Below are 23164 nucleotides of genomic sequence, written 5' to 3'. Positions count from 1 at the left end.
CGCCAGTGCAACGGCCCCCTAGAATTGCCGGGCCCTCCACCTCTTCCTCGGGAAATCGCAGCTGTGCCGCGTCGCATCATCAGAACGCTCCAAGCGTTCAGTGCCTGTGCCCTTAGCCTTACCTTGAGCGGCTGTATCGGAACCTGGGGCATCGCCCCGCACGACAAAGCGCTGCCAGCCAATACCTTGACCACCGACGCGGCCATCCGTGAAGCCGCGACCGACGCCCATTGGCCCGACCAGCAATGGTGGCACGCCTATGGCGACCCCCAGCTCGATCGCTGGCTCGCCCTGGCCGTTGCCGGCAGCCCGAGCCTGGCCATGGCCGCGGCGCGGGTGCGGGAGGCCAAGGCCATGGCCGGTGTGGTCGAATCGGCGGAAAAACTCCAGGTCAACGGCCAGGCGAGCCTCAAGCGCCACAACTGGCCAGAAGACCAGTTCTACGGCCCAGGCGCGCTGTCCGGTGCCAACACCTGGGACAACAACGCCGCCATCGGCTTCAGCTACGCCCTCGACCTCTGGGGCCGCGAGCGCAACGCCAGCGAGCAGGCCGTGGACCAGGCGCACATGAGCGTGGCCGAGGCCCGCCAGGCGCAGCTCGAACTGCAGAACAACGTGGTGCGTGCCTACATCCAGCTGAGCCTGCACTTTGCCCAGCGCGACATCGTCAAGGCCGAACTCGAGCAGCAGGAGCAGATCCTGGCCCTGGCCAAGCGCCGCCTCGAGGGCGGCATCGGTACCCATTTCGAGGTCAGCCAGGCCGAAGCGCCGCTGCCCGAAACCCACCGCCAGCTCGACAGCCTCGACGAAGAAATCGCCCTGACCCGCAACCAGCTCGCCGCGCTGGCGGGCAAGGGCCCGGGCGACGGCGCGCAGATCCAGCGCCCGACCCTGACCCTCGGCGCCGCGCTGAAGCTGCCTTCGGCGCTGCCGGCCGAGCTGGTCGGCCAGCGCCCCGACGTGGTCGCCAGCCGCTGGCAGGTGGCCGCGCAAGCGCGTGGCATCGATGTCGCCCACGCCGGGTTCTTCCCCAACGTCGACCTGGTCGGCAGCCTGGGCTTCATGGCCACCGGCGGCGGCCCGCTGGAGTTCCTCACCGGGCGCAAGTTCAACTACAACGTCGGCCCGGCCATCAGCCTGCCGATCTTCGATGGCGGCCGCCTGCGCTCGCAGCTGGGCGTGGCCTCGGCGGGCTACGACATGGCCGTGGCGCGCTACAACCAGACCGTGGTCGGTGCGCTGAAGAACATTTCCGACCAGCTGATCCGCCGCGAGTCGATGAAAGAGCAGTCGCACTTCGCCGCCGAGTCGGTGGCCGCTGCGCAAAAAACCTACGACATCGCCCTGGTCGCCTTCCAGCGCGGCCTGACCGACTACCTCAACGTGCTCAACGCGCAAACCCTGCTGTTCCGCCAGCAGCAGGTGCAGCAACAGGTGCAGGCTGCGCGGCTGGTGGCCCACGCCGAACTGGTCACCGCCCTGGGCGGCGGCCTGCAGGCGGGCGAGGACGTGCCGGACCAGGACCGCCAGGACGCGCCGAAAACCCCGGCCACCCTGGCCATCTTCGAGCGCAAGGCAGGCCACGCCGAATGAGCACATCAAGCCTGCCCCTGCGTTGGCTGCACAGCCTGGAGTGGCGCCGGGGCTTCTTTGCCTGGGCGCGCACCGACGGGGTGACCTGGGTCTACATCTTCAAGGTGCTGGCCGCCGCGTTCATCACCCTGTGGCTGGCCATGCGCCTGGAACTGCCGCAGCCGCGCACGGCGATGATCACCGTGTTCATCGTCATGCAGCCGCAGAGCGGGCATGTCTTCGCCAAGAGTTTCTACCGGGTGCTGGGCACCTTGGCCGGCTCGGCGATGATGGTGGCGCTGATCGCCATCTTCCCGCAGAACACCGAGCTGTTCTTGCCCAGCCTGGCCGTGTGGGTGGGCCTGTGCTCGGCCGGCGCCATGCGCTACCGCACCTTCCGTGCCTACGGCTTCGTGCTGGCCGGCTACACCGCGGCGATGATCGGCCTGCCGGTGCTGCAGCACCCCGACCAGGCCTTCATGGCGGCCGTGTGGCGGGTGCTGGAGATTGCCCTGGGGATTCTGGTGTCGACCTTCGTCAGCGCCGCGATCCTGCCGCAATCGGCCAGTGCGGCCATGCGCAACGCCCTGTACCAACGCTTTGGCGTGTTTGCCGGGGTGGTGGTCGAAGCCCTGCGCGGCGACAGCCAGCGCGACCGCTTCGAAACCAGCAACGTGCGTTTCGTCGCCGAGGCGGTGGGCCTTGAGAGCCTGCGCAATGTCACCGCCTTCGAAGACCCGCACATGCGCAGGCGTTCGGGCCGGCTGGTGCGCATGAACAGCGAGTTCATGGCCATCACCACGCGCTTCAACGCCCTGCACCGGCTGCTCGAGCGCCTGCGCGCCCGCGGCCCGCTGCAGATCGTCAGCGCCATCGAGCCGGGCCTCAATACCTTGGTCGAGCTGCTGCAGCCCTACGTGGGCAGGGCCCTGACCGACGCCGACGCGCTGCGCCTGACGCTGGAGCTGGCCGCCTACAAGGAGGGCCTGCAGGCCCAGGTGCGCGGCCTGCGCAACGAGTACCTGCAGACCAACCCCAGCGAGTCGGACCTGCTCGACTTCCACACCGCCTTCGAGCTGCTCTACCGCTTCGTCGACGAGATGTTCAGCTACGCCGAAACCCACGCCTCGCTGGCTGCGCACAAGCACGAGCGCGAGCAGTGGGACGAACCCTATGTCGCGCAGACCAGCTGGCTGGTGTCGCTGGCTGCCGGGGTGCGGGCTTCGGCGGTGCTGTTGCTGCTGGGCAGCTACTGGCTGCTCAGCGACTGGCCCAGCGGGGCCATGATGACCCTGATCGCCACCGTCACCGTGGGCCTTTCGGCGGCCTCGCCGAACCCCAAGCGCATGTCGTTCCAGATGGCCTGCGGCACGGCCATCGGCGCCTTCATCGGGTTCTTCGAAACCTTCTTCGTATTCCCCTGGATCGACGGCTTCCCACTGCTGTGCATGGTCCTGGCGCCGGTGTTCGTGCTTGGCGCGTTCCTGTCCTCACGGCCGGCCTACGCGGGTTACGGCATCGGCTTGCTGGTGTTCTTCGCGATCGGCTCGGTGCCCAACAACCTGACCGTGTACGACCCCTACACCTTCATCAACGACTACATCGGCATGGTCATCGGCATGTTCGTCTGCGCTGCGGCCGGGGCGATCATCCTGCCGCCCAACAGCCGCTGGCTGTGGTGCCGCCTGGAGCAGGAGCTGCGCGAGCAGGTGCTGTTCGCCATCAGCGGGCGCCTGCGCGGCCTGGGCTCGGCCTTCGAGAGCCGCACCCGCGACCTGCTGCACCAGGCCTATGGCCTGGCGGCCGGCAAGCCCAAGGTGCAGAGCGAGCTGATGGGCTGGATGTTCACGGTGCTGGAGGTCGGCCACGCCATCATCGAGCTGCGCAAGGAACAGGCCCGTGCCCCGGTGCACCCGGCCTATGCCGAGTCGCAGCCGTGGCGCCAGGCGATCCGGGTCATGGGCCGCGCCCTGGCGCGGCTGTTCCTGCAGCCCAGCGCCAGCAACCACGAACGCGCCCTGGTGGCGGTGGACCACGCCATCAGCCGCGTGCAGGCCACCGACGAGCCATTCGCCCGGCACTTCGACACCTCGGTGCTGCGCCGTGCGCAGAGCTACCTGCACTTCATCCGTTCTTCCCTGCTCGACCCACAGTCGCCGCTGGCACCGGCGAAAGGACTGCACGATGCTCCGTGAAATGCCCCGTGAAATCGCCTTCCATGGCGTGTACATGCCCACCATGACCTTGATGTTCCTGTTCGCCCTGGGCCTGGCCTGGGGCCTGGACCGGTTCATCGCCAGCCACGATGGCTACCGCTTCTTCTGGCACCCGGCGCTGTTGCGCCTGTCCCTGTTCGTCTGCCTGTTCGGCGCCCTGGCGCTGTCGCTCTACTGGTGAGAATCCTTCGATGAAAAAGTTTTTCAGCCTGATCGCCACCTTGCTGGTGCTGACCGCTGCCGTGGTGATCGGCCGCCAGTTGTGGCTGCACTACATGACCACGCCCTGGACCCGCGATGGCCGTGTGCGTGCCGACATCATCAACGTCGCCGCCGACGTGCCGGGCTATGTGGTGGACGTGCCGGTCAAGGACAACCAGCGGGTGAAGAAGGGTGACCTGCTGATCCAGATCGACCCCGAGCATTACCAGCTGGCGGTCGACCAGGCCAAGGCCATGGTCGCCTCGCGCAAGGCCACCTGGGAGATGCGCAAGGTCAACGCCAAGCGCCGTGCCGACATGGACAACCTGGTGATCTCCAAGGAAAACCGTGACGACGCCAGCAACATCGCCAACTCCGCCCTGGCCGATTACCAGCAGGCCCAGGCCGAGCTGGCGGCGGCCGAGCTCAACCTCAAGCGCACGCACATCGTCGCCACCGTCGATGGCTACGTGACCAACCTGAACATCCACAAGGGCGACTACGCGCGCACCGGCGAGGCGGTGATGGCGGTGGTCGACGAGAACTCGTTCTGGGTGTACGGCTTCTTCGAGGAAACCAAGCTGCCGCACGTGAAGGTCGGCGACACGGCCGAGCTGCAGATGATGAGCGGCGAGCGCATCAAAGGCCATGTGGAGAGCATCGCCCGCGGCATCTACGACCGCGACAACCCGCAGAGCCGCGAGCTGATCGCCGACGTCAACCCGACCTTCAACTGGGTGCGCCTGGCCCAGCGGGTGCCGGTGCGGATTCATATCGATGAAGTGCCGCAGGGGTATCTGCTGGCGGCGGGGACGACCTGCACGGTGGTGGTGAAGCCGAGCGAGGGGTGACCCTTTTCAGCGGCCTCTTCGCGCTGCTGGCGAAGAGGCCCGCGGTGCACGATCAGTCACATCCAGCGCCAGCCTCCTGCAGCAATTGATCCCAATCGTCAGGAGGGTGGCCGCTGAGCAACATCTTCTGGAAGACCTGGTAAGCATCGTCACTGCTTTCATAGGCCCGCTTGCAGGTGTCTTCGTTCACCCAGGCCAGCACGATGATCCTGCTGGGGGTGTGGTAGCGAAAGAACAACCGGTACTGTTGAAAGAACTTTGCCCGGAACCAGTGCTTGTGGTCTGCGCCCAGTGTTGCACCTTGGCGGTACTCTGCTTTGGTCGGGTCTTGTGGAATGACGTCAAAGGCCAGCCGGCTGATGGCTGCCAGTCGTTTGTACGCGTTCTTTTTCGTGTACCCGGCAGGGTCTTTCTGGCGCTGAGCCTCGACTTGCCTCTGGAGCGCGTCCAGGTTGGCTAGAAACAGCGGGTGGGCAAATACCGTCCATCCATGAATCGTTGAAGGCTTCCTGGCATCACTCATTCATCGTCCGCCGACAGAGGTTGATCCAGATCGATTTCAGCGTCGCCCACGAGGCTATCGAGGCGAGCGATGAGTTGCGCATCGACAACCTGCAGACGTTGCGGATTGGTAGCGATGTCGTGGGCCAGAAAGTTCAGGAACTGGCCCAGCACCGGATCGTCTTCGGTTGCTTCAGCGCGGGTGAGTATCACCCCCCCGTCGGGTTGGATCGAGTAATGGATCTTGTCGCGTTTTTTCAAGCCCAGGGCGCGTCGCACCGTCTCGGGAACGGTTGTCTGGTAGCGATCGGTCAATGTGGATTCAACGTCGAAGGTAGCAGCCATGGCCTGGTTCCTTTGCATTGCAGCGGTGGTTGCAAAGGTAATGCGATTGCATTGCCTGGTCAATGCAGAGGCCCGGCCGAGCGGATGAATGGCCTATGCCACGCCCACCAGCACCGGCACCTGAACCCGATCGATCACCTTCGCGCTGATCGATGGGTCCAGCAAACGCCCCAGCCGTGACAGATGCCGGTGGCCCATGATGATCAGCTCGCAGTCCAGTTCCTGTGCCTTGCTGACGATCACCTCGACCGGCTGCCCGGCGACCATGCAACCCTGGCTGGCGAACCCGGCCTGCTGCAGCGCGGCGACCGCCTCGGCCACGGCGCGTTCGCCCAGGTGCTGTTCTTCGCAGGCAGCGGGGTATTCCTCCAGTTCCTCGGGGGTGTAGGGCGCGGGTTTGTCGTGCACGGCGAAGGTGGAGTCGATGGCCAGCAGCACGTGCAGTTCGTGGTCGCTTGGGCGGCAGTAGCGGCGGGCGAGGGCGAGCAGGGCAGTGGAAGCGGGGGAGGCGTCGATGGCGATCAGGACGGGGGTGGGCATGTGGGGGCCTTCTTGAAGCAGGTTGAATGGTTGCCTGTACCGGCCCTATCGCCGGCAAGCCGGCTCCCACAGGTGATCGTGGTGTACCTGTGGGAGCCGGCTTGCCGGCGATAGGGCCGGTACAGCCACTGCAAGACTTATGGCGGATTCACTGGCCAAGATAAATGCCCCACCACGCACGGGCGCATTGCGTCTGGTGCAATCCACCAAGCTGTTAACATCACCTTCCCACACCCGCCACGGAAAACGGCCATGCAACTCCCGGACATGAACCTGCTCGTCGCCCTCGATGCCCTGCTCGACGAAGGCAGCGTGGTGGGCGCTGCGCAGCGCATGAACCTGAGCCCGGCGGCCATGAGCCGGACCCTGGGGCGTATCCGCGATGCGCTGGGCGACCCGATCCTGGTGCGCGCCGGCCGCGGCCTGGTGCCGACACCGCGGGCACTGGCCCTGCGCGAGCAGGTGGCGGCGCTGGTGGAACAGGCCGGCGAAGTGTTTCGCAGCGCCGATGAGGTCGACCTGCCCAGGCTCGAGCGTGCCTTCAACATCCGCACCAACGATCTGTTCATTGCCTTGTATGGCGCCCAGCTGCTGCGCCGCATGCACGAGCAGGCGCCGCGCACGGTGTTGCGCTTCGTGCCCGAGAGCCCCGGCGGTGATGACGACAGCGTGCTGCGCGATGGGCGCACCGACCTGATCATCAGCTCGACCGTCGACCTGGGCCCGGAAATCAAGGTGCAGAGCCTGTTCCAGACGTACTACGTGGGCCTGGCGCGGCGCGACCACCCGATCTTCGAGCAACCGATCACGCCCCACAGCTTTGCCAGTTATCCACAGATCAGCGTCTCCCGGCGCGGGCGCGCCAATGGGCCGATCGATGTGGAACTGGCCAACTTCAAGGCCCCGCGGCGGGTGGCACTGATTACCCCGAGTTTTCACTCGGCCCTGTTCTCGCTGCCGGATTCGGACCTGATCCTGCCGATGCCGGCGAACATCCTCAACAGCGTGCACAAGCTGGGGCTACCGCTGCGCTCGTTCGAGATCCCTGTGCCGCTGGAGCGGGTGACGGTGCTGCAGGCGTGGCACCCGCGGTTTCACAACGACCCGGCGCATCGCTGGCTGCGCCAGACCTTGAAGGCCTGTTGCAGCGTCGATCCCTGATCGCCTGTTGGGGCCCTATCGCCAGCAAGCCAGCTCCCACAAAAAAAGCAGGCCGCTGCTCCCCCCCTTGTGGGAGCCGGCTTGCCGGCGATAGGGCCTTCACTGACAAACCCGGATTGCGTCTGACGCAACTTGAAACTACCGAGAAGTCAGTTTTCGTCAGCATTCGACCTTCATAGACTTGCCCCAGTCGCAAATTTGTTGCTGGAGATGTCTTCCCATGAGTTCCCTGACCACCCCCTCTGCCACGCTCGCCGCCGCCCCCGCGCCGGCCGCGCCTGTGCAGGCGGCGTTCGGCCTGCGGGTGGTGGTCGGGCTGTTCGGTGTGCTGCTGGCAGTGCTCTGCGCCGGCCTCAACGAGTCGGTGACCAAGATCTCCCTGGCCGACATCCGCGGCGCCATGGGCATCGGCGCCGACGAAGGCGCCTGGCTGCTGGCGGTGTACAGCGCCGCCTCGGTCTCGGCCATGGCCTTCGCCCCCTGGCTGGCCACCACCTTCTCCCTGCGCCGCTTCACCCTCAGTGCGGTCGGCCTGTTCGCCGTGCTTGGCCTGCTGCAGCCGTTCGCGCCTAACCTGCACAGCCTGATGCTGCTGCGCGTGCTCCAGGGCTTCGCCTCGGGCGCCTTGCCGCCCATGCTGATGAGCGTGGCGCTGCGCTTCCTGCCGCCGGGCATCAAGGTCTATGGCCTGGCCTGCTACGCCCTGACCGCCACCTTCGGCCCCAACCTGGGCACGCCACTGGCCGGGCTGTGGACCGAATATGTCGGCTGGCAGTGGGCGTTCTGGCAGATCATCCTGCCCTCGGCGCTGGCCATGTTCTGCGTCGGCTGGGGCCTGCCACAAGACCCACTGCGCCTGGAGCGCTTCGCGCAGTTCGACTGGCGCGGCGTGCTGCTCGGCCTGCCGGCCATCAGCTGCATCGTCCTGGGCCTGTCGCTGGGCGACCGCTGGGGCTGGTTCGATTCGCCGCTGATCTGCTGGCTGCTGGGCGGCGGTGCGCTGTTGCTGGTGCTGTTCATGTACAACGAATGGTCCGAGCCGCTGCCGTTCTTCCAGCTGCGCATGCTGCAGCGGCGCAACCTGAGCTTCGCCCTGGTGACCCTGGCCGGCGTGCTGATCGTGCTGTCTGGTGTGGGCAGCATTCCATCGGCCTACCTGGCACAGATCCAGGGCTATCGCCCGGCGCAGACCAGCCCGCTGATGATGCTGGTGGCCATGCCGCAGCTCATTGCCCTGCCGCTGACGGCGGCGTTGTGCAACATCCGCGCGGTGGACTGCCGCTGGGTGCTGGCCGCGGGGCTGGCGATGCTGGCGGCGTCGTGCGTGGGCAGCAGCCTGCTGACCTCGCAATGGATTCGCGGCGACTTCTACCCGTTCTACCTGCTGCAGGTGTTCGGCCAGCCGATGGCCGTGCTGCCGCTGCTGATGCTCTCCACCAATGGCATGACCCCGCAGGAAGGCCCGTTCGCCTCCAGCTGGTTCAACACCGTCAAGGGCCTGGCCGCGGTGATCGCCGGCGGCCTGCTGGATGCCCTGGGCACCCTGCGCCGGCATTTTCATTCCAACCACCTGGTGGACAGCCTGGGCAACGCCCCGCTGATCGACGATAACGCCGCGGGCCTGGCCAAGCGTATCCACGACCAGGCGCTGGTGCTGACCTCGGCCGACCTGTACCTGGTCATGGCCTGCGTCGCCGTGGCGCTGATCTGCCTGATTCCTTTCGTGCCTACCCGGGTCTACCCGCCGCGTGCGGTGGCCTGACCCCTGGATGAATTCGAGACCGCTGAAAATGACCCACAAGCGCAAGACAATCGTGATCGCCTCGGTGCTCGCCGTGGCCGTGCTGGCTGGCATCGTCGGCCCCTGGATAGTGGGCAGCGACCACCGGCAGAGCACCAACGATGCCTATGTGATCGCCGACTACACCGTGGTGGCGCCGAAGGTCGCCGGCTTCATCAAGGAGGTGCTGGTCGAGGACAACCAGCAGGTCCAGGCCGGCCAGCTGCTGGCAACCATCGATGCGCGTGATTACCAGGCCGCACTGGACGCCGCCCAGGCCCAATTGCTGGTGGCCAAGGCGCAGAGCGCCGATGCCCGCGCCACCCTGGAGCGCCAGGCTTCGCTGATCGCCCAGGCCGAGGCGGCGGTGAAGGCGGCCCAGGCCGAAGCGGCCTTCGCCGACCATGAAGTCAACCGCTACAGCCGCCTGGCCGAGCAGGGCGCCGGCACCGTGCAGAACGCCCAGCAGGCGCGCAGCCGGGTCGACCAGGCCCGTGCGCGGCTGGCCAACACCCAGGCGGCGCTGGTGGCCACGCGCAAGCAAGTGGACATCCTCAGCGCCCAGGTGGCCAGTGCCGACGGCCAGTTCAAGCGGGCCGAAGCCGGCCTGGAAAAAGCCCGGCTGGACCTGTCCTACACGCGCATCACCGCGCCGGTCGATGGCATGGTCGGCGAGCGCGCCCTGCGCGTGGGCGCCTTCGTCAACCCGGGCGCGCGCCTGCTGTCGGTGGTGCCGCTGCAACAGGCCTACGTGGTCGGCAACTTCCAGGAAACCCAGCTCACCCATGTGCAGCCGGGCCAGCCGGTGAACATCAGCGTCGACACCTTCTCCGGGGAAACCCTCAAGGGCCATGTCGAGAGCATCGCCCCGGCCACCGGCGTGACCTTCGCGGCGGTGAAGCCTGACAACGCCACCGGCAACTTCACCAAGGTGGTGCAGCGCATTCCGGTGAAGATCGTCTTCGATGACGGCCAGCCGCTGCTCGCCCGCCTGCGCGTGGGCATGTCGGTGGAAGCGACCATCGATACCCGCGGCGACACCCTGGCCGGCAAAGAGGTGAGCGCCCGATGAAACCCGCCGCACGCTTGAGCCCGCTGCTGCTGGCCGTGCTGCTGGCCGGCTGCACCCTGGGCCCCGACTTCCAGCGCCCGGACAGCCAGGCGCCGCAGCAATGGGCGCCGCTGCAAGGCGAGGCTGCCGCGAGCCAGCCGCAGGCCGAGCCGCTGCAGTTGCGCTGGTGGGAGACCTTTCATGATGCGCAGCTGAGTGCGCTGATCCAGCGCGTCGCCGAGCGCAACCTCGACCTGCAGATGGCCAGTGCCCGCCTGCTGCAGAGCCGCGCCCTGCGCAGCACCGTCGCGGCCAATGAAACGCCGTCGGTCGATGCCAGCGCTGGTTACAGCCGCGCGCGCAACAGCGCCGAAGGCTTGAGCGACCCTTCCGGGCACTCGGGCAAGTCGGCCTTCAACCTGTGGCAGGGCGACCTGGTCGCGGGCTGGGAGCTGGACCTGTGGGGCCGCGTGCGGCGCCAGGTGGAAGCCGCCGACGCCAGCGTCGAAGTGGCCGAGAACGACCGCCGCGGCGTGTTGCTGGCGCTGCTTTCGGAAACGGCTGGCAACTACATCCAGCTGCGTGCCGTGCAGCACACCCTGGAGGTGAATCGCAACAACCTGGAGGTTGCCCGGCACAGCCTGAAACTGTCCGAAAACCGTCAGGCCGAAGGCGTCGCCACGCGCCTCGATGTGGCCCAGGCCAGCGCCCAGGTGGCGTCCATCGAGGCGCGCCTGCCGAGCCTTGAAGCCCGGCGAGATGACCTGATCAACGCCCTCAGCCTGCTGGCCGCCGAACCGCCGCGCAGCCTGCAGGCCGAGTTGCTCGAAGACGCGCAACTGCCCGCGCCGCAGCAGACGTTCGCCATTGGCCTGCCGTCCGAGCTGGCCCAGCGCCGCCCCGACATCCGCCAGGCCGAAGCCCGCCTGCATGCCGCCACGGCGAGCATTGGCGTGGCCAAGGCGGACTTCTACCCGAGCATCCGTCTGTCGGGCAGTGTCGGTTTTCAGGCCCTGCAACTTGCCGATTTCGGCGCCTGGGATTCGCGCCGCTTTGCCTTCGGCCCGCAGCTGTCGCTGCCGATCTTCGAGGGTGGGCGGCTGGCCGGCACCCTGCAGTTGCGCGAGGCGCAGCAGCAGGAAGCGGCGCTGAACTACCGCAAGGTGGTGCTTGGCGCCTGGCACGAAATCGACGATGTGCTACGCCTGTACAACGCCAGCCAGTTGCGTCGCGACCACCTGGCCGAAGCGGTGCGGCAGAACCGCATCGCGCTGGAAACGGCCCAGCGTCAGTACGTCGAGGGTGCGGTGGACTTTCTCAACGTGCTGACCGTGCAAGGCGCGTTGCTGGCCAGCGAAGAGCAGTGGATCGACAGTTCGGCCGCGGTGTCGCAGGCGCTGGTGGGGCTGTACAAGGCCCTGGGCGGTGGCTGGCAGGCGTTCGACGAGCAGCCGGGTAATTCTCACAGCTAGAGAGGGTGCACAGATGCATATTTCCTTGAACGGCAAGCGCGCCATCGTCAGCGGCTCGACCGCTGGCATCGGCCTGGCCATCGCCACGGGGCTGGCCGAAGCAGGCGCCGAAGTGGTGCTCAATGGGCGCACCCAGGCGCGTGTCGATGAAGCCCTGAACGCGGTGCGAGAGCGCTTGCCGCAGGCGCGCATCATCGGCATCGCTGCCGACCTGAGTACCGCAGTGGGCGCGCAGGCGCTGTTCGACCAGGTGCCGCACACCGACATCCTGGTCAACAACCTGGGCATCTTCGAGCCCAAGCCCTTCTTCGAGATCGACGATGCTGACTGGCTGCGCTTCTTCGATGTCAACGTGCTCAGCGCCGTGCGCCTGTCGCGCCATTACGCCCAGGGCATGGCCGAGCGCAAATGGGGGCGGGTGATCTTCCTGTCCAGCGAGTCGGCGCTGCAGATCCCCACCGAGATGGTCCACTACGGCATGACCAAGACGGCGCTGCTGGCGGTGTCGCGGGGGTTGGCCGAGACCTTGGCCGGTAGCGGGGTGACGGTGAACTCGGTGTTGCCGGGGCCGACTCGCTCGGAAGGGGTGAGCGATTTCTTTGCCAAGCTGGCGCAGGAGCAGGGGGTGTCCACGGATGAGCTGGAAGCCAACTTCGTTGCCGAGCACCGGCCGAGCTCGCTGATCCAGCGCCTGGCGACGGTGGAGGAGGTGGCCAGCATGGTGGTGTACCTGGCGTCGATGCAGGCCAGTGCGACCACCGGGGCGGCGTTGCGGGTGGATGGTGGGGTGCTGCGGTCGATTGCCTGATTCGTGGGTTGCCTGTGCCGGCCCCATCGCCGGCAAGCCGGCTCCCACAGGTCATGTGCTGTGGTTGAACCTGTGGGAGCGGGCTTGCCCCGCGAAGAGGCCGGCACAGGCAGCTGCAAACTCAAAGCGGCCGCAAAAGCCCGAAGCGCTTGCGCAACGCCCAATCCAGCAACCGCCGCGGCAGCAGCCGGGCCATCAACGGCAACGCGGTACTGCCGTTGCCCAGCCGCACCACCGCCGGCACCGGCGACTTGCCCAGCGCGGCCAGCACCCCTTGGGCAAACACCGCCGCAGGCGTCGGTTTGTCCTGCGAAGCTCGCGCCCGTGCCTGCACCTGCTCACGCAACGGCCACCACGGCGAATCCGCCGCCAGCACCTGCTCGGCCTGGCGCTGGGCATTACTGGCGAACTGCGAGGCAATCGCCCCCGGCTGCACTTCCATCACCCGCACCCCGAACGGCGCAAGCTCCAGGCGCAGGGCATCGCTCAAGGCATGCACGGCGGCCTTGGAGGCGCAGTAGGCGCCGGCAAACGGCGTGACCAGCACCCCGGACACACTGCCGATGTTCACCACCAGGCCGCGTGAGCGGCGCAGCAATGGGAACAGTGCGCGGGTAACGCCGACCACGGCGAAGACGTTGGTTTCGAACTGCTGGCGCATGGCGTCGACACCGCCATCGAGCAGCGGCCCCATGGCGCCGTAGCCGGCGTTGTTGATCAGGATGTCGAGGGTTTCGAGCTCTGCGGCCAGGCGCGCCAGGGCGTCGTTGTCGTTCACGTCCAGTTGCCGGGCGGTGAAGCCTGCGGCGCTCAGTTGCGCGACATCCTCGGGTTTGCGGGCGGTGGCCCAGACGGTGTGGCCGGCATCGCGCAAAGCGTCGGCCAGGGCGCGGCCGATGCCGCTGGAACAACCGGTGATCAGGACGGTGGGCATGGGGAGGCCTGTTTACTGGGGGATGTTGGGATCAGCGCAGGCAATGCATCAATTGGCAAAGCTGCCTTGCAGGTGCTCGGCACGAAATTCCAGGGTCTGCGGCCGGTAGCCCGCACGCAGCGGCGGCAATGGCAGGCAGTCTTGCCACTCGGTCCCCGGCTGCAGGTCGCCCGGCCCGCGATAGCGCGGTGCGGCGTAGGTGTTCTCGGCCAGGTTCACGGTATCGCCCGGGGCATACGCCGCCACGCGCCAGCGCAGTTCGGTGAGCGGGGCCTTGTTGCCGTTTTTCATGTGCACCTGCAACGCGCGGTCGGCAGGGCAGTGTTCAGGGGCATAGGTCAGGCGCAGGTCCAGCCGCGCCAGTTGCGAGGCTTCGCGCTGGTCTTGCCAGACCACCCACAGGGCGACCAGGCCGAGGCCGAGTACGGCCGCCAGCGAGATCGGCAGGGCCTTGGCCGGGTAGCGCAACAGCAGCACCAGCCAGGTGAGGATGAGGAAGGCACCGATGATCATGATGCGGGCAGACCTTGTTTGCGCAGGTCCGACCATCGTAGCGCCAAATCACGGTGGCCTCAAAGAAGGGGCCGCAAAGCGGCCCCGGGGTGTTGCCTACTGCGCGATGGTCTTCACCGAAACGCCACGCTCCACCGGCGTCGAGGTGCGCCCGTAGACGTCCTCGAAGCGCTCGATGTCATCCTCGCCCAGGTAGCTGCCCGACTGCACTTCGATGATCTCCAGCGGGATCTTGCCCGGGTTGCGCAGGCGGTGGATCGAGGCAATCGGAATGTAGGTCGACTGGTTCTCGGTGAGCAGGAACACGTTCTCGTCGCAGGTGACCTCGGCGGTGCCCGATACCACGATCCAGTGCTCGGCACGGTGGTGGTGCATCTGCAGCGACAGGCTCGCGCCCGGCTTGACGGTGATGTGCTTGACCTGGAAGCGCCCGCCCATGTCCACCGAATCGTAAGAGCCCCACGGGCGGTACACCTCCAGGTGGTTCTGGGTCTCGCTGCGGCCCTGCTCGTCGAGGGTCTTGACCATCTGCTTGACGCCCTGGACCTTGTCCTTGTGGGCAATCATCATCGCGTCCTTGGTCTCGACCACGACGATGTTCTCCAGGCCGATCACCGACACCAGCTTGCCGTTGCCGTGGATCATGCAGTTGCGGCTGTCCTGCACCACCACATCGCCCTTGGTGACGTTGCCGTCGGCGTCCTTGTCGTGCACTTCCCACAGCGACGACCAGCAGCCCACGTCGCTCCAGCCGGCCGACATCGGCACCACGCAGGCGCGCTGGGTCTTTTCCATCACCGCGTAGTCGATGGAGTTGTCCGGGCAGCAGGCGAAGGTGGCTTCGTCGATGCTCAGCACATCGCCGTCCTCTTCGCTGCGCTCCAGGGCCAGCACGCAGGTGTCGTAGATGTCGGCGTCGTGCTTTTTCAGCTCTTCGAGGAAGCGGCTGGCGCGGAACAGGAACATGCCGCTGTTCCAGAAGTAGCCACCGGCCTTGACGAATTCGGCGGCGCGTTTTTCGTCGGGCTTCTCGACGAACTGCGCAACGCGGGCCACGCCCTCTGGCAGCAGGGCGTCCTGGCTGGAACGGATGTAGCCGTAGCCGGTTTCGGGCTTGGTCGCCGGCACGCCGAACAGCACCATCTCGCCACGCTCGGCGGCCACGGTGGCCAGGGCCAGGGCGCGCTGCAGGGCTTTCTGGTCATCGATCACGTGGTCGGCCGGGAGCACCAGCATCAGGTCGTCACGGCCCTCGTTGACGAGCTTCATCGCGGTCATCGCCACCGCCGGCGCAGTGTTGCGGCCGAACGGCTCCATCAGGATGGCCTGGGTTTCGAGCCTCAGGCTGGCCAGCTGCTCCTGGACGATGAACTTGTGGTCCTTGTTGCACACCACGATCGGTGCGTCCATGCCTTCGAACACCAGGCGCTCGAGGGTCTGCTGGAACAGCGTGTGCTCACCGGTCAGGGCCAGGAACTGCTTGGGGAACTGCTTGCGCGACAGAGGCCACAGACGCGAACCGCTACCACCAGAAAGAATTACCGGGATCATCATGTTTCTCCAATAAGGTCGTTAACGAGGCAGGGGATCAGTTGGTGGACACTGGGCGAGTGACCCAGACCGGCGACAGGTTGCTGCCGGAGCCAGTGACGTACAGCACGGCGGCTTCGCCGCGCTCCAGGGCGACCGGTTTGAGGTCGCTGACTTTCTTGTTGCCTTCGAACAGGGCCAGGTTGACCTTGACCGGGTTGATCTCGCGCTCGCCACGGCCCTTGGCGGCCACCGACTGCACCACGTCGGTCTTGCCGTCGGCGGTTTTCAGGGTCAGGGCCTGGTCGCTGAGGTTCTGCACGCGCACCAGCGCTTTCTGCTTGTTCTTGAACGGCGGCTCTTCGATCAGTTGCGGGTTGCCGCCGTTGTTGTTGACCAGGGTGTAGTACTTGTCGGCGGCCAGCTTGACCGGGACGCTCTTGCCGCCAACTTGGGCGGTGTAGTCACCGCCTGGCAGGAAGCTGAAGTCGCTGCTGGCCTGGGCGCCGACCTGCTTGATCTGGGTGTTGCCGACGCTGGCGGCGGCCGGTGCGCTGGCGGCGTTGTACAGGCGCACGAAGGTCGAGCCTTTCGGGGCGGTCGGGCCGTACAGCGCGGCGTCGGCGCCGGCGAAGGCCTGCAGGGAAGCAAGGGACAGGCCGGCCGCGAGGGTGAGGGCTTTGGCAATGGAAGTCTTGGTAGTCATGTGCGTGTTCCTCTCTATCTATCAGTGGTTCGTCCGGGTGGACGACAGGGCCAGGTTTTCTTCGGATTTACGGGAGTTCTTCAGCTGCGCGATCCACTGCGGGTCGAAGCTGCTGAGGTCGTTCTTCATTGGCAGATAACGTTCGGGGAATTCCCACACCACCACTTGTGGCGCGGCGTTCTTGAAGGCATCGCTTTGCAGGTACTTGAGCATCGGCAGCAGCGGGCCGTGGCCGTCTTCGGCGTAGTTGGCAACGTCGCTGTGCAGGGCCTGCTGCAGCGCGCCGAGGAAGTTCCAGTGGGGGTTGGCGCTGTAGCTGGTGCCCACCAGCGCCACCGGGATCTGGCTGTCGGCGAACAGCGCGTCGCCGGCATCGGCTTGCGCCTCGGCCGGGCGGGTGGTGCGTTGCTGCAGGTTGTCCGGGCTGGGCAGCAGGTTGCTGAACAGTGGGTCGAGCGGCAGGAAGTTGGTCAGGTCGCCCTTGTACGGCGCGCTGCTGCCGGCTTCGGTGATGAACGCCTGCGGGTCGCCGTTGAGCAGGTTCTGGCGGTTGACCGCCTCGGCCAGGGTCTGGGCGGCCACTTCGGCGCCCATCGGCGTCCAGTGGGTGTCGGTACGCAGGAACACCTGGCCGCGGCCCTTGGCCTGCTCCATCGCGGCTTGCAGGTCCGGGGCGAACACGTTGGCCTGGCGCACCTGAGCGTGGAACTGGTTGTACAGGTCGTCGTGCAGGCTGGCCGGTTGCTCCTTGCCCACGTATTCCGAGTAGATGCGCGCCTTGGCCGGCACGATCGCCAGCACCAGCTGGCTGCCGTGCTGCTGCAGGGTGTCGCGCACGCCACGGATCAGCGCCAGGTTTTCCTCCATCAGCTGCTGGGCACCGGCGGTGGGCTTGAACTCTTCGTCGCTGAACAGCCACTGGTCACGGCCCAGCACCACGCCTGGGCGGCCTTCGTTGAACAGCTTGAAGTCCAGCGCGGCCCAGAGGTTGGTACCCAGGCGCTTGATCGGGAACTGGTCGTCGTAGTGGGTCTCGGCGGCCTTGGCCAGCTTGCCGTTGAGCAGGGTCATCTGCTCGGTGCGCTGGAAGCTTTGCAGGCCACCGGTGGACCACACGCCCATGCCCACCAGCAGGCCGATGAACGACAGGGAGTAAGTGATGCGTAATGTCCGGGTCATGGTCATCAACCTCAGAACTGGAAGTAGAGGAACGGCGAGTAGCTCTGCGCCGAAAGCTTGAGGATCGAGGCGGCGAACAGCATCAGGATCAGGGCGCGGGACATGGCCCGGGTCCAGTCCAGGCCGAGCGAGCCGTCGGCATTGACCTGCACCGGGGTGGCCTTGGCCGTCGGCCTGGCGTTGCGGTAGAAGTCGCGCAGGCCGAAGAAGGCCAGGGTCAGGTAGGCGATCACCAGGGTCGCCACCTGCAGCCCGGTGAGCTGGGCGCGGTTGAGCTCCGACAGCTGCCATTCACCGAAGCTGAACATGGCGCCGTACATGCGCCCGGCCACGTGCAGGTTCTCGGCGCGGAAGATCACCCAGCCGACCACCACCAGCAGGAAGGTGAACGCCCACTTGATCGGGTTGAAGCGCTGCGGGTTGGTGTCGATGCCCAGTGCCCGCTCGATCGCCAGCCACATGCCGTGCCAGGCGCCCCAGATGATGTAGGTGAAGTTGGCACCGTGCCACAGGCCGCCCAGCAGCATGGTCAGGAACAGGTTGCGGTAGGTGTTGAAGGTGCCTTTGCGGTTGCCGCCCAGGGTGATGTAGAGGTAGTCGCGCAGCCAGGTCGACAGGCTGATGTGCCAGCGGCGCCAGAACTCGGTGATCGACTGGCTGATGTACGGCTGCTTGAAGTTCTCCATGAAGCGAAAGCCCATCATCAGGCCCAGGCCGATGGCCATGTCGCTGTAGCCGGAGAAGTCGAAGTACAGCTGCGCGGTGTAGGCCAGGGCGCCGAGCCAGGCGTCGCCGGTGGTGGGGTTCTGCAGGGCGAAGCAGTGGTCGGCGACCACCGCCAGGGTGTCGGCGATGAACACTTTCTTGATGAAGCCCTGCATGAAGCGGGTGCAGCCTTCGGAGAACTTGTCCAGGGTGTGGGTGCGGTTGTTGAACTGGTCGACCAGGTCCTTGAAGCGCAGCACGGGGCCGGCGATCAGGTGCGGGAAGATCGCCACGAACGCGGCGAAGTCGATCAGGTTGCGGGTGGCCGGGGTGTCGCCGCGGTACACGTCGATGATGTAGCTGATCGACTCGAAGATGTAGAACGAGATGCCGATCGGCAGCAGCACGTGGGTGAGGATGAACGGCTCCAGGCCAAACGAGGTGATGATCGCGTTGAGGCTGTCGACGCCGAAGTTGGCGTACTTGAAGTAGCCGAGGATCGCCAGGTCCACGCCCACGCCCAGCAGCAGCCAGCGCTGGGCCGGCTTGGTGCGCACGCCGGCGGCGCCGACTTTCAGGCCGATCCAGTAGTTCCACAGGGTCACCCCGGCGAACAGGGCGAGGAAGTCCACCCGCCACCAGGCGTAGAAGATGTAGCTGGCGACCAGCAGCAGCAGGTTGCGATAGCGTTGCCCGCTCAGGTAGTACAGGCCGAGGAAGATCGGCAAGAACAGGAACAGGAACACGTTGGACGAGAAGACCATCCCGGTTCTCCTAAGTTGTTCACAGCATCCAGGGCAAAGCGCCCCCCAAACCCCCCACGCATGCGTGGCGGGCTACCTAGATTCCTGTGGGAGCTGGCTTGCCGGCGATGCAAGGCGCCAGCCTTGCCCAGCGGTGCTCAGGGGCCGCTTTGCGGCCCATCGCCGGCAAGCCGGCTCCCACAGGGTTTTGCGTTACTTCTTGGAATCCGCGCTCGGGTCGTAGACCCGGGTCAGGTTGCCGCCGAGCCTGAAGCTGTCGAACGGCTGCATGCCGTGCTTGCGCTGCAGGGTGTCGCCGACGCACTGGTACAGCGCGCACCACGGCTCGAGCCAGGCGTACTTGCTGTCGACCTTGAGGTCTTTCATGTCCTGTTTCTCGCCGGCACGTTCGGCGAAGTGGCGCGGGTCGCGGGCGCCGGCCAGCACGCCTTCGCCCAGGCGCTGCAGGGCGAAGTTGTTTTCGCTGCGCAGGTCCACGCCGTTGGCCTTGGCGAAGCTGGCGATCATCGCCAGCGGCGGCAGGGCGTAGTTGTGGTAGGCCAGGGCGCGCTGCTTGCGCTTGACCTCGTTGGGCAAGAAGCCCTGGTCGTCGATCTGGTTGGCGCCGACCTTGTATTCCTTCACTGCCCAGTCGAACAGGTCGCGGCGGTCGGTGGCCACGGCGGTGGCCATCACCGACCACGCCGCCCAGTAGCTGTGGTTGTTGATCTTCTCCAGCGGCAGGTTGCTCCAGTCGCGCACGGTCTGCTCGGCGAGGCGGCCGAACCACTTCTCGATCAGCTCGGCCTCAGCCTGGTGCGCGGCCAATGGCTGCGAGTTGGAGAACTTCAGGCGCAACCACGAACCGCTCATGCTGCCCAGCGCCCATTTGCGCATGGACTTGCCGGTGTGGTTGTAGTTGGTCGACATCAGCGCATCGGCGCGGGCCCAGGTACCCAGCCAGGTCAGGGTGCAGTCGAGCTGCGCCGGGCGGCCGTCGCGCATGTACTGGTTGACCATCTTGGCCACGCCACGCTCGAGGGTGGTGATGTCTTTGGTGGAGTCGCGGAAGGCCTCTTCCGACTCGACGTTCAGGGTCGCCCGGGCCTTGTCCGAGCCTTCGTACTTGCTGCGAAACTGCAGCGCGCCGGTGTAGGGCTTGGGCGCCGCCTCGCAGCGGAAGTTGCCGTCGCGGGTCTTGAGCTTCTCGATGCCCTCGTAGTAGCCCTGGGGCGGCACCAGCGCGGCGTGCGCGGCGCTACCGAACAGCGCCAGGGCAAGCAGGGCAGGGCGGAAGGTTCGCTTGAATGCAGTCATGGTCGCCTCACTGGCCGGCCTGGGCGGTTTGCGCAGGCACGGCGAAGTTGTTGCGTTTGCAGAGTTTGGCCTCGACCTTCTGGGTGCCGTTCTCCGGCCCCTGGACCTCGAAGGCCAGCAGGTTCTGGCTGGCCCAGTCCTCGTCCTCGCGCATCTGGAAGACGAAGCGCCCGTCGGTGTCGGAGGTTTCCGGTTTTTCCAGCTTGATGTCCTCGTGGCGGCCGTTGAGGTACCAGAGGGTCGCTTGCAGCACCTTCACCGACGGGTCCTCGAACTTCACGTCCATCTGCAGGTTGCGGTTGACCAAGTCCTTGATCACGCCGCCCTTGCCGTTGACCATCAGCTCGTTCTTGCCGGGCTTGAGCGTGGTGCTGGCGCTCATCAGCGCCGGGCGCGCATCGCAGCCGTCGTCGAGCAGGCCGAGGATCTGCCGCCAGATGGTTTCCTGGTCCAGGCGATACAGCGGCGAGAATTCCCAGATCAGGATCTTCGGTGGGTGGCTCTGGAACTCCTCGCTGCCCAGGTACTGGATCATCGAGCCTTCCAGGCCGCCGCCGGGGAAGGCGACGTTGAGCACGTCGGCACCGATGTACTGCTCGAGGAAGCCCGAGAAGTTGTAGTTCTTGCCGCTGTGGCTGGTGCCGACCAGGGTGATCTGGGCGTTGCCGCTGTCACCGAAGAGGTCGTCGCCACCGCCGCTGGAGCCTTTCGGTTCGGTGGCGAACTGGTCCATGTACTGCACCGCGTAGCTGGTGCCGCAGAGCTGGCCGGCGACGTTGTGCAGGGTGCCGGTCTTGCCCATGCGCCCGGACTTCTGGGTTTCGAATTCCTTGCGCGGGACGCCTTCGAAGGCCGGCATCTGGTGCACGGTGTCGGCCACGATCTTGGCCGCGCGCTCGGCGCCGTATGGCGTCCAGTGCTGGTCGCCGCGGAAGTAGAAGTCCTTGCCCTGGTCGGCGGCGGCCAGTTGCTCGTTGGTCAGCGGCGACAGGTCGGGCACGTTGTAGCCCATGCTGGCAAAGCGCTTGAGCATGGCCTGGTAGTTGCCCAGGGCCTTCTGGTAGTCGAAGGCGGCTTTCTCGGCCGGCTTGAGCATGTTGCGGTTCACCAGGCCGCGGGTCGGCTGGTAGACCACGACCAGTTCCACGCCGCGTTTCTTGAACGCGTCATGCACCTGCTGCAGGCGCTTGTAGCCGGCCGGGGTGGTGTTGAACTCGGTGCGCAGGTCTTCGCGGGTACGGAACAGCCAGTCGCCCTGGGCCTGCACCAGCGTGGTGAAGTTCTGCTGGTAGCGGGTGGTGTAGCGGCTGGCGTCATGCGCCTCGGGGCACAGCTGGCAGCAAGGCTCGGCGGTGAAGGCCGGGGCCTGCACGTCGTCGGCACGCACGCCCTGGCTGATGGCCAGGAGGGCGGCGGACAGGCCCAGCAGTTTCATCAGGTGTGGAGTCATGGTCTGGGCTTCCTTAATCGATCATTTCGGTCTGGCGTTCGACCGGGTCGATCAGCACGGCCTTCTGCTGGCGCACCAGCAGGTCGAGGATTTCGTCCTGGCGCTCGCCGAGGATGCCGTTGAGGCTGATGCCGCTGGCCTTGCGCGGGGCGAGCATGGAGACCTTGTACAACTCCACCGACAGCGGCGAGTCGATCGACAGGGGGCCGGAACCATTGGCCGCCAGTTCGCCGCCGACCACGATCAGCGACACCTTGGTGTCGAACGGGTCGAGCTCGATGTCGCGGTCGGTGTCGGACAGGTCCTTGATGTGCCCGTACACGCCGACCAGGCCGTTGGCCATGGCGATGTTCTCGTACAGGCGGATGTTCACGCTGTTGCGCACGCGGATGCCGTGGCGGCGGTTGTTGATCAGCTTGTTGCCCCAGATCAGGTTGTCGCCGCTTTCGTACAGGGTGATGCCGTCGGTGTGGTTGCGGTAGATCTCGTTGTAGGCGATCAGGTTGTTGACGCTGTTGCGGTCGATCACCACCCCGGAGAGCTTGTTGTCATAGCTCTTGTTGTTGATGATCCAGCTGTCGTTGACCTCGCGCGAGACGATGATGCCGTGCTTCTTCTTGGTGCCGTACACCGTGTTGCCGGCGATGATCAGGCGGTGCGAGCGGTCGTGCGGGTCGATGCCGTAGACGATGTTGTCGCGGTAGGTGTTGTCCTTGACCACGAAGTCCTGCGTCTCGTAGCAGTAGAAGCCGTACCACATGTCGCTGAACTGCGAGCCGATGATCCAGCCGGTGGGTTCCGGGCGGCCCATGCGCTTGGCCATGTTCGGCGTGTACTGCGAGATGCTCACGCCATACGACTTGGACTTGGCGTAGCCGAAGCTTTCCATCCTGGTATTGACGATGTAGGTCTCGGTGCCGCCCCACGACAGCAGGAACGGGCGGAATTCCTTGGGCGAGCGGAAGGTGGCAGGGCCGTTGTCCTTCTCGCGCCAGCCGCTCACCTGGGTGTCGCTGATGAACAGCTTGCCGTCGTTGACCAGGAACGAGCCGCCTTCCTGGGACAGGCGCAGCTGCTTGACCTTGCCGTCGATTTCCAGGATGCCGTTGCGCCCGACCACGATCGGCAGGCGCGCCAGGTACACGCCCGGCTCGACTTCGCTGAGGTACTGCTTGGGCACCTGCTTGCTCAGCTGCACCAGGTCGACATGGCCGTCATCGACGAAGATCGCCTGGGGGATGCCGTGCTGGCGCTGCACCCACTCGGCCGCCTTGTTGTCGCCGCCGATGAATTCCTTGAGCGACTCTTCCTGCAGCATGCGCCGCACGCTGACCTTGCCCTTGTGGCGGCGGTCGATCTTTTGCTGCACGGCGGCGGCGGTGTAGCCGCTCAGGTCAGGCAGCTTGGGCGGGTCCATGTGCAGCGGCTCGGTGGGCGCGGCGGACACGGTGTAGGTCTTGGCCTGCTGCAGCCCCTTGGCGACGGCCGCGGGTTCTGCGGCGAAGGCCAACTGGCTGGCCAGCAGCAGGGCGCTGGCCAGGAGGCTGTGACGTAAGTGCGGGTGAAGGTTCATTGCAGGTCCTCTCCCG

The 23164-nt window shown here is 66.2% G+C and carries 21 protein-coding genes; 9 read left to right on the top strand and 12 right to left on the bottom strand.

Going from position 1 to position 23164, the window contains the following annotated elements; translation table 11 throughout:
* Nucleotides 1-63: 63 nt before the first annotated feature.
* From ACIPG5_RS13580 to ACIPG5_RS13565, 4 genes are read left to right on the top strand one after another with little or no spacing between them, the layout of a single operon-like run.
* Nucleotides 64-1593, top strand: coding sequence for an efflux transporter outer membrane subunit (locus tag ACIPG5_RS13580; RefSeq protein ID WP_176517721.1), 1530 nt, complete (start codon nt 64-66; stop codon nt 1591-1593).
* Nucleotides 1590-3767: an FUSC family protein gene (locus ACIPG5_RS13575; protein ID WP_236235286.1), complete on the top strand. Its 2178-nt coding sequence runs from the start codon at nt 1590-1592 to the stop codon at nt 3765-3767. Before ACIPG5_RS13580 ends, ACIPG5_RS13575 begins: the two co-directional genes overlap by 4 nt.
* A 1-nt stretch (nt 3768) precedes the next feature.
* Entirely contained in the window at nt 3769-3969 is a 201-nt protein-coding gene (locus ACIPG5_RS13570; protein ID WP_008097766.1) for a DUF1656 domain-containing protein, read from the top strand.
* Nucleotides 3970-3979: 10 nt separating this feature from the next.
* Entirely contained in the window at nt 3980-4840 is an 861-nt protein-coding gene (locus ACIPG5_RS13565; protein ID WP_176517723.1) for an HlyD family secretion protein, read from the top strand.
* A 52-nt stretch (nt 4841-4892) separates the two neighbouring features.
* On the opposite strand, the gene ACIPG5_RS13560 is transcribed toward ACIPG5_RS13565, so the two are convergent.
* The 3 genes from ACIPG5_RS13560 to ACIPG5_RS13550 form a co-directional block, all read right to left on the bottom strand.
* Nucleotides 4893-5363, bottom strand: a complete 471-nt coding sequence (locus ACIPG5_RS13560) for a type II toxin-antitoxin system YhaV family toxin (RefSeq protein WP_401375541.1) — start codon at nt 5361-5363, stop codon at nt 4893-4895.
* Entirely contained in the window at nt 5360-5686 is a 327-nt protein-coding gene (locus ACIPG5_RS13555) for a type II toxin-antitoxin system PrlF family antitoxin (protein ID WP_236193930.1), read from the bottom strand. Before ACIPG5_RS13555 ends, ACIPG5_RS13560 begins: the two co-directional genes overlap by 4 nt.
* A 93-nt stretch (nt 5687-5779) precedes the next feature.
* Nucleotides 5780-6226: a universal stress protein gene (locus tag ACIPG5_RS13550; RefSeq protein ID WP_401375538.1), complete on the bottom strand. Its 447-nt coding sequence runs from the start codon at nt 6224-6226 to the stop codon at nt 5780-5782.
* A 252-nt stretch (nt 6227-6478) separates the two neighbouring features.
* On the opposite strand from ACIPG5_RS13550, the gene ACIPG5_RS13545 reads away from it, so the two are divergent.
* The 5 genes from ACIPG5_RS13545 (at nt 6479) to ACIPG5_RS13525 (ending at nt 12498) form a co-directional block, all read left to right on the top strand.
* Nucleotides 6479-7387: a LysR family transcriptional regulator gene (locus tag ACIPG5_RS13545; protein WP_176512289.1), complete on the top strand. Its 909-nt coding sequence runs from the start codon at nt 6479-6481 to the stop codon at nt 7385-7387.
* 220 nt (nt 7388-7607) lie between these two features.
* Entirely contained in the window at nt 7608-9149 is a 1542-nt protein-coding gene (locus ACIPG5_RS13540; RefSeq protein ID WP_401375535.1) for an MFS transporter, read from the top strand.
* A 28-nt stretch (nt 9150-9177) separates the two neighbouring features.
* A complete protein-coding gene (locus ACIPG5_RS13535; RefSeq protein WP_401375533.1) occupies nt 9178-10239 on the top strand; it encodes an HlyD family secretion protein in 1062 nt (353 codons plus the stop codon).
* On the top strand, nt 10236-11690 hold the full coding sequence (locus ACIPG5_RS13530; RefSeq protein ID WP_401375530.1) for an efflux transporter outer membrane subunit: 1455 nt from the start codon (nt 10236-10238) through the stop codon (nt 11688-11690). The genes ACIPG5_RS13535 and ACIPG5_RS13530 overlap by 4 nt, the downstream gene beginning before the upstream one ends.
* Before the next feature lie 13 nt (nt 11691-11703).
* A complete protein-coding gene (locus ACIPG5_RS13525) occupies nt 11704-12498 on the top strand; it encodes an SDR family NAD(P)-dependent oxidoreductase (RefSeq protein WP_401375528.1) in 795 nt (264 codons plus the stop codon).
* 121 nt (nt 12499-12619) lie between these two features.
* Here the strand turns inward: ACIPG5_RS13525 and ACIPG5_RS13520 are convergent, their stop codons facing one another.
* The 9 genes from ACIPG5_RS13520 to algG form a co-directional block, all read right to left on the bottom strand.
* Nucleotides 12620-13432, bottom strand: a complete 813-nt coding sequence (locus ACIPG5_RS13520; protein ID WP_176512293.1) for an SDR family oxidoreductase — start codon at nt 13430-13432, stop codon at nt 12620-12622.
* Nucleotides 13433-13480: 48 nt separating this feature from the next.
* Nucleotides 13481-13945 carry a multidrug transporter gene (locus ACIPG5_RS13515; protein ID WP_176512294.1) on the bottom strand — a complete coding sequence of 155 codons (465 nt, stop codon included), beginning with the start codon at nt 13943-13945 and terminating at the stop codon, nt 13481-13483.
* Between the two features lie 96 nt (nt 13946-14041).
* The gene (locus ACIPG5_RS13510; RefSeq protein ID WP_314618693.1) at nt 14042-15496 is read right to left on the bottom strand and encodes a mannose-1-phosphate guanylyltransferase/mannose-6-phosphate isomerase; all 1455 of its coding nucleotides are present in this window, start codon (nt 15494-15496) and stop codon (nt 14042-14044) included.
* Between the two features lie 37 nt (nt 15497-15533).
* Nucleotides 15534-16181, bottom strand: a complete 648-nt coding sequence (locus ACIPG5_RS13505) for an alginate O-acetyltransferase AlgF (RefSeq protein WP_176512295.1) — start codon at nt 16179-16181, stop codon at nt 15534-15536.
* 21 nt (nt 16182-16202) lie between these two features.
* Nucleotides 16203-17360: an alginate O-acetyltransferase gene (locus ACIPG5_RS13500; protein WP_176512296.1), complete on the bottom strand. Its 1158-nt coding sequence runs from the start codon at nt 17358-17360 to the stop codon at nt 16203-16205.
* Nucleotides 17361-17371: 11 nt separating this feature from the next.
* Nucleotides 17372-18829 (bottom strand): MBOAT family O-acyltransferase, encoded by a 1458-nt coding sequence (locus tag ACIPG5_RS13495; RefSeq protein WP_401375525.1) that lies wholly within the window; start codon nt 18827-18829, stop codon nt 17372-17374.
* 192 nt (nt 18830-19021) lie between these two features.
* A complete protein-coding gene (locus ACIPG5_RS13490) occupies nt 19022-20125 on the bottom strand; it encodes a mannuronate-specific alginate lyase (RefSeq protein ID WP_176512298.1) in 1104 nt (367 codons plus the stop codon).
* A gap of 7 nt (nt 20126-20132) precedes the next feature.
* Nucleotides 20133-21575 (bottom strand): alginate O-acetyltransferase, encoded by a 1443-nt coding sequence (locus ACIPG5_RS13485; protein WP_176512299.1) that lies wholly within the window; start codon nt 21573-21575, stop codon nt 20133-20135.
* A 13-nt stretch (nt 21576-21588) separates the two neighbouring features.
* Nucleotides 21589-23148 carry a mannuronan 5-epimerase AlgG gene (gene algG, locus ACIPG5_RS13480; RefSeq protein WP_176512300.1) on the bottom strand — a complete coding sequence of 520 codons (1560 nt, stop codon included), beginning with the start codon at nt 23146-23148 and terminating at the stop codon, nt 21589-21591.
* Nucleotides 23149-23164: the final 16 nt, after the last annotated feature.

Source organism: Pseudomonas sp. NPDC087029, assembly GCF_044745345.1.
GTDB lineage: Bacteria > Pseudomonadota > Gammaproteobacteria > Pseudomonadales > Pseudomonadaceae > Aquipseudomonas > Aquipseudomonas faucium.
This window is presented reverse-complemented; position numbering and strand designations above follow the sequence as displayed.

What these genes read in the sequence shown, in the direction of transcription:
- ACIPG5_RS13575 (WP_236235286.1), top strand. Translation starts at nt 1,590, where the DNA reads ATGAGCACATCAAGCCTGCCCCTGCGTTGGCTGCACAGCCTGGAGTGG.
- ACIPG5_RS13570 (WP_008097766.1), top strand. Translation starts at nt 3,769, where the DNA reads ATGCCCCGTGAAATCGCCTTCCATGGCGTGTACATGCCCACCATGACC.
- ACIPG5_RS13565 (WP_176517723.1), top strand. Translation starts at nt 3,980, where the DNA reads ATGAAAAAGTTTTTCAGCCTGATCGCCACCTTGCTGGTGCTGACCGCT.
- ACIPG5_RS13560 (WP_401375541.1), bottom strand. Translation starts at nt 5,363, where the DNA reads ATGAGTGATGCCAGGAAGCCTTCAACGATTCATGGATGGACGGTATTT.
- ACIPG5_RS13555 (WP_236193930.1), bottom strand. Translation starts at nt 5,686, where the DNA reads ATGGCTGCTACCTTCGACGTTGAATCCACATTGACCGATCGCTACCAG.
- ACIPG5_RS13550 (WP_401375538.1), bottom strand. Translation starts at nt 6,226, where the DNA reads ATGCCCACCCCCGTCCTGATCGCCATCGACGCCTCCCCCGCTTCCACT.
- ACIPG5_RS13545 (WP_176512289.1), top strand. Translation starts at nt 6,479, where the DNA reads ATGCAACTCCCGGACATGAACCTGCTCGTCGCCCTCGATGCCCTGCTC.
- ACIPG5_RS13540 (WP_401375535.1), top strand. Translation starts at nt 7,608, where the DNA reads ATGAGTTCCCTGACCACCCCCTCTGCCACGCTCGCCGCCGCCCCCGCG.
- ACIPG5_RS13535 (WP_401375533.1), top strand. Translation starts at nt 9,178, where the DNA reads ATGACCCACAAGCGCAAGACAATCGTGATCGCCTCGGTGCTCGCCGTG.
- ACIPG5_RS13530 (WP_401375530.1), top strand. Translation starts at nt 10,236, where the DNA reads ATGAAACCCGCCGCACGCTTGAGCCCGCTGCTGCTGGCCGTGCTGCTG.
- ACIPG5_RS13525 (WP_401375528.1), top strand. Translation starts at nt 11,704, where the DNA reads ATGCATATTTCCTTGAACGGCAAGCGCGCCATCGTCAGCGGCTCGACC.
- ACIPG5_RS13520 (WP_176512293.1), bottom strand. Translation starts at nt 13,432, where the DNA reads ATGCCCACCGTCCTGATCACCGGTTGTTCCAGCGGCATCGGCCGCGCC.
- ACIPG5_RS13515 (WP_176512294.1), bottom strand. Translation starts at nt 13,945, where the DNA reads ATGATCATCGGTGCCTTCCTCATCCTCACCTGGCTGGTGCTGCTGTTG.
- ACIPG5_RS13510 (WP_314618693.1), bottom strand. Translation starts at nt 15,496, where the DNA reads ATGATCCCGGTAATTCTTTCTGGTGGTAGCGGTTCGCGTCTGTGGCCT.
- ACIPG5_RS13505 (WP_176512295.1), bottom strand. Translation starts at nt 16,181, where the DNA reads ATGACTACCAAGACTTCCATTGCCAAAGCCCTCACCCTCGCGGCCGGC.
- ACIPG5_RS13500 (WP_176512296.1), bottom strand. Translation starts at nt 17,360, where the DNA reads ATGACCCGGACATTACGCATCACTTACTCCCTGTCGTTCATCGGCCTG.
- ACIPG5_RS13495 (WP_401375525.1), bottom strand. Translation starts at nt 18,829, where the DNA reads ATGGTCTTCTCGTCCAACGTGTTCCTGTTCCTGTTCTTGCCGATCTTC.
- ACIPG5_RS13490 (WP_176512298.1), bottom strand. Translation starts at nt 20,125, where the DNA reads ATGACTGCATTCAAGCGAACCTTCCGCCCTGCCCTGCTTGCCCTGGCG.
- ACIPG5_RS13485 (WP_176512299.1), bottom strand. Translation starts at nt 21,575, where the DNA reads ATGACTCCACACCTGATGAAACTGCTGGGCCTGTCCGCCGCCCTCCTG.
- algG (WP_176512300.1), bottom strand. Translation starts at nt 23,148, where the DNA reads ATGAACCTTCACCCGCACTTACGTCACAGCCTCCTGGCCAGCGCCCTG.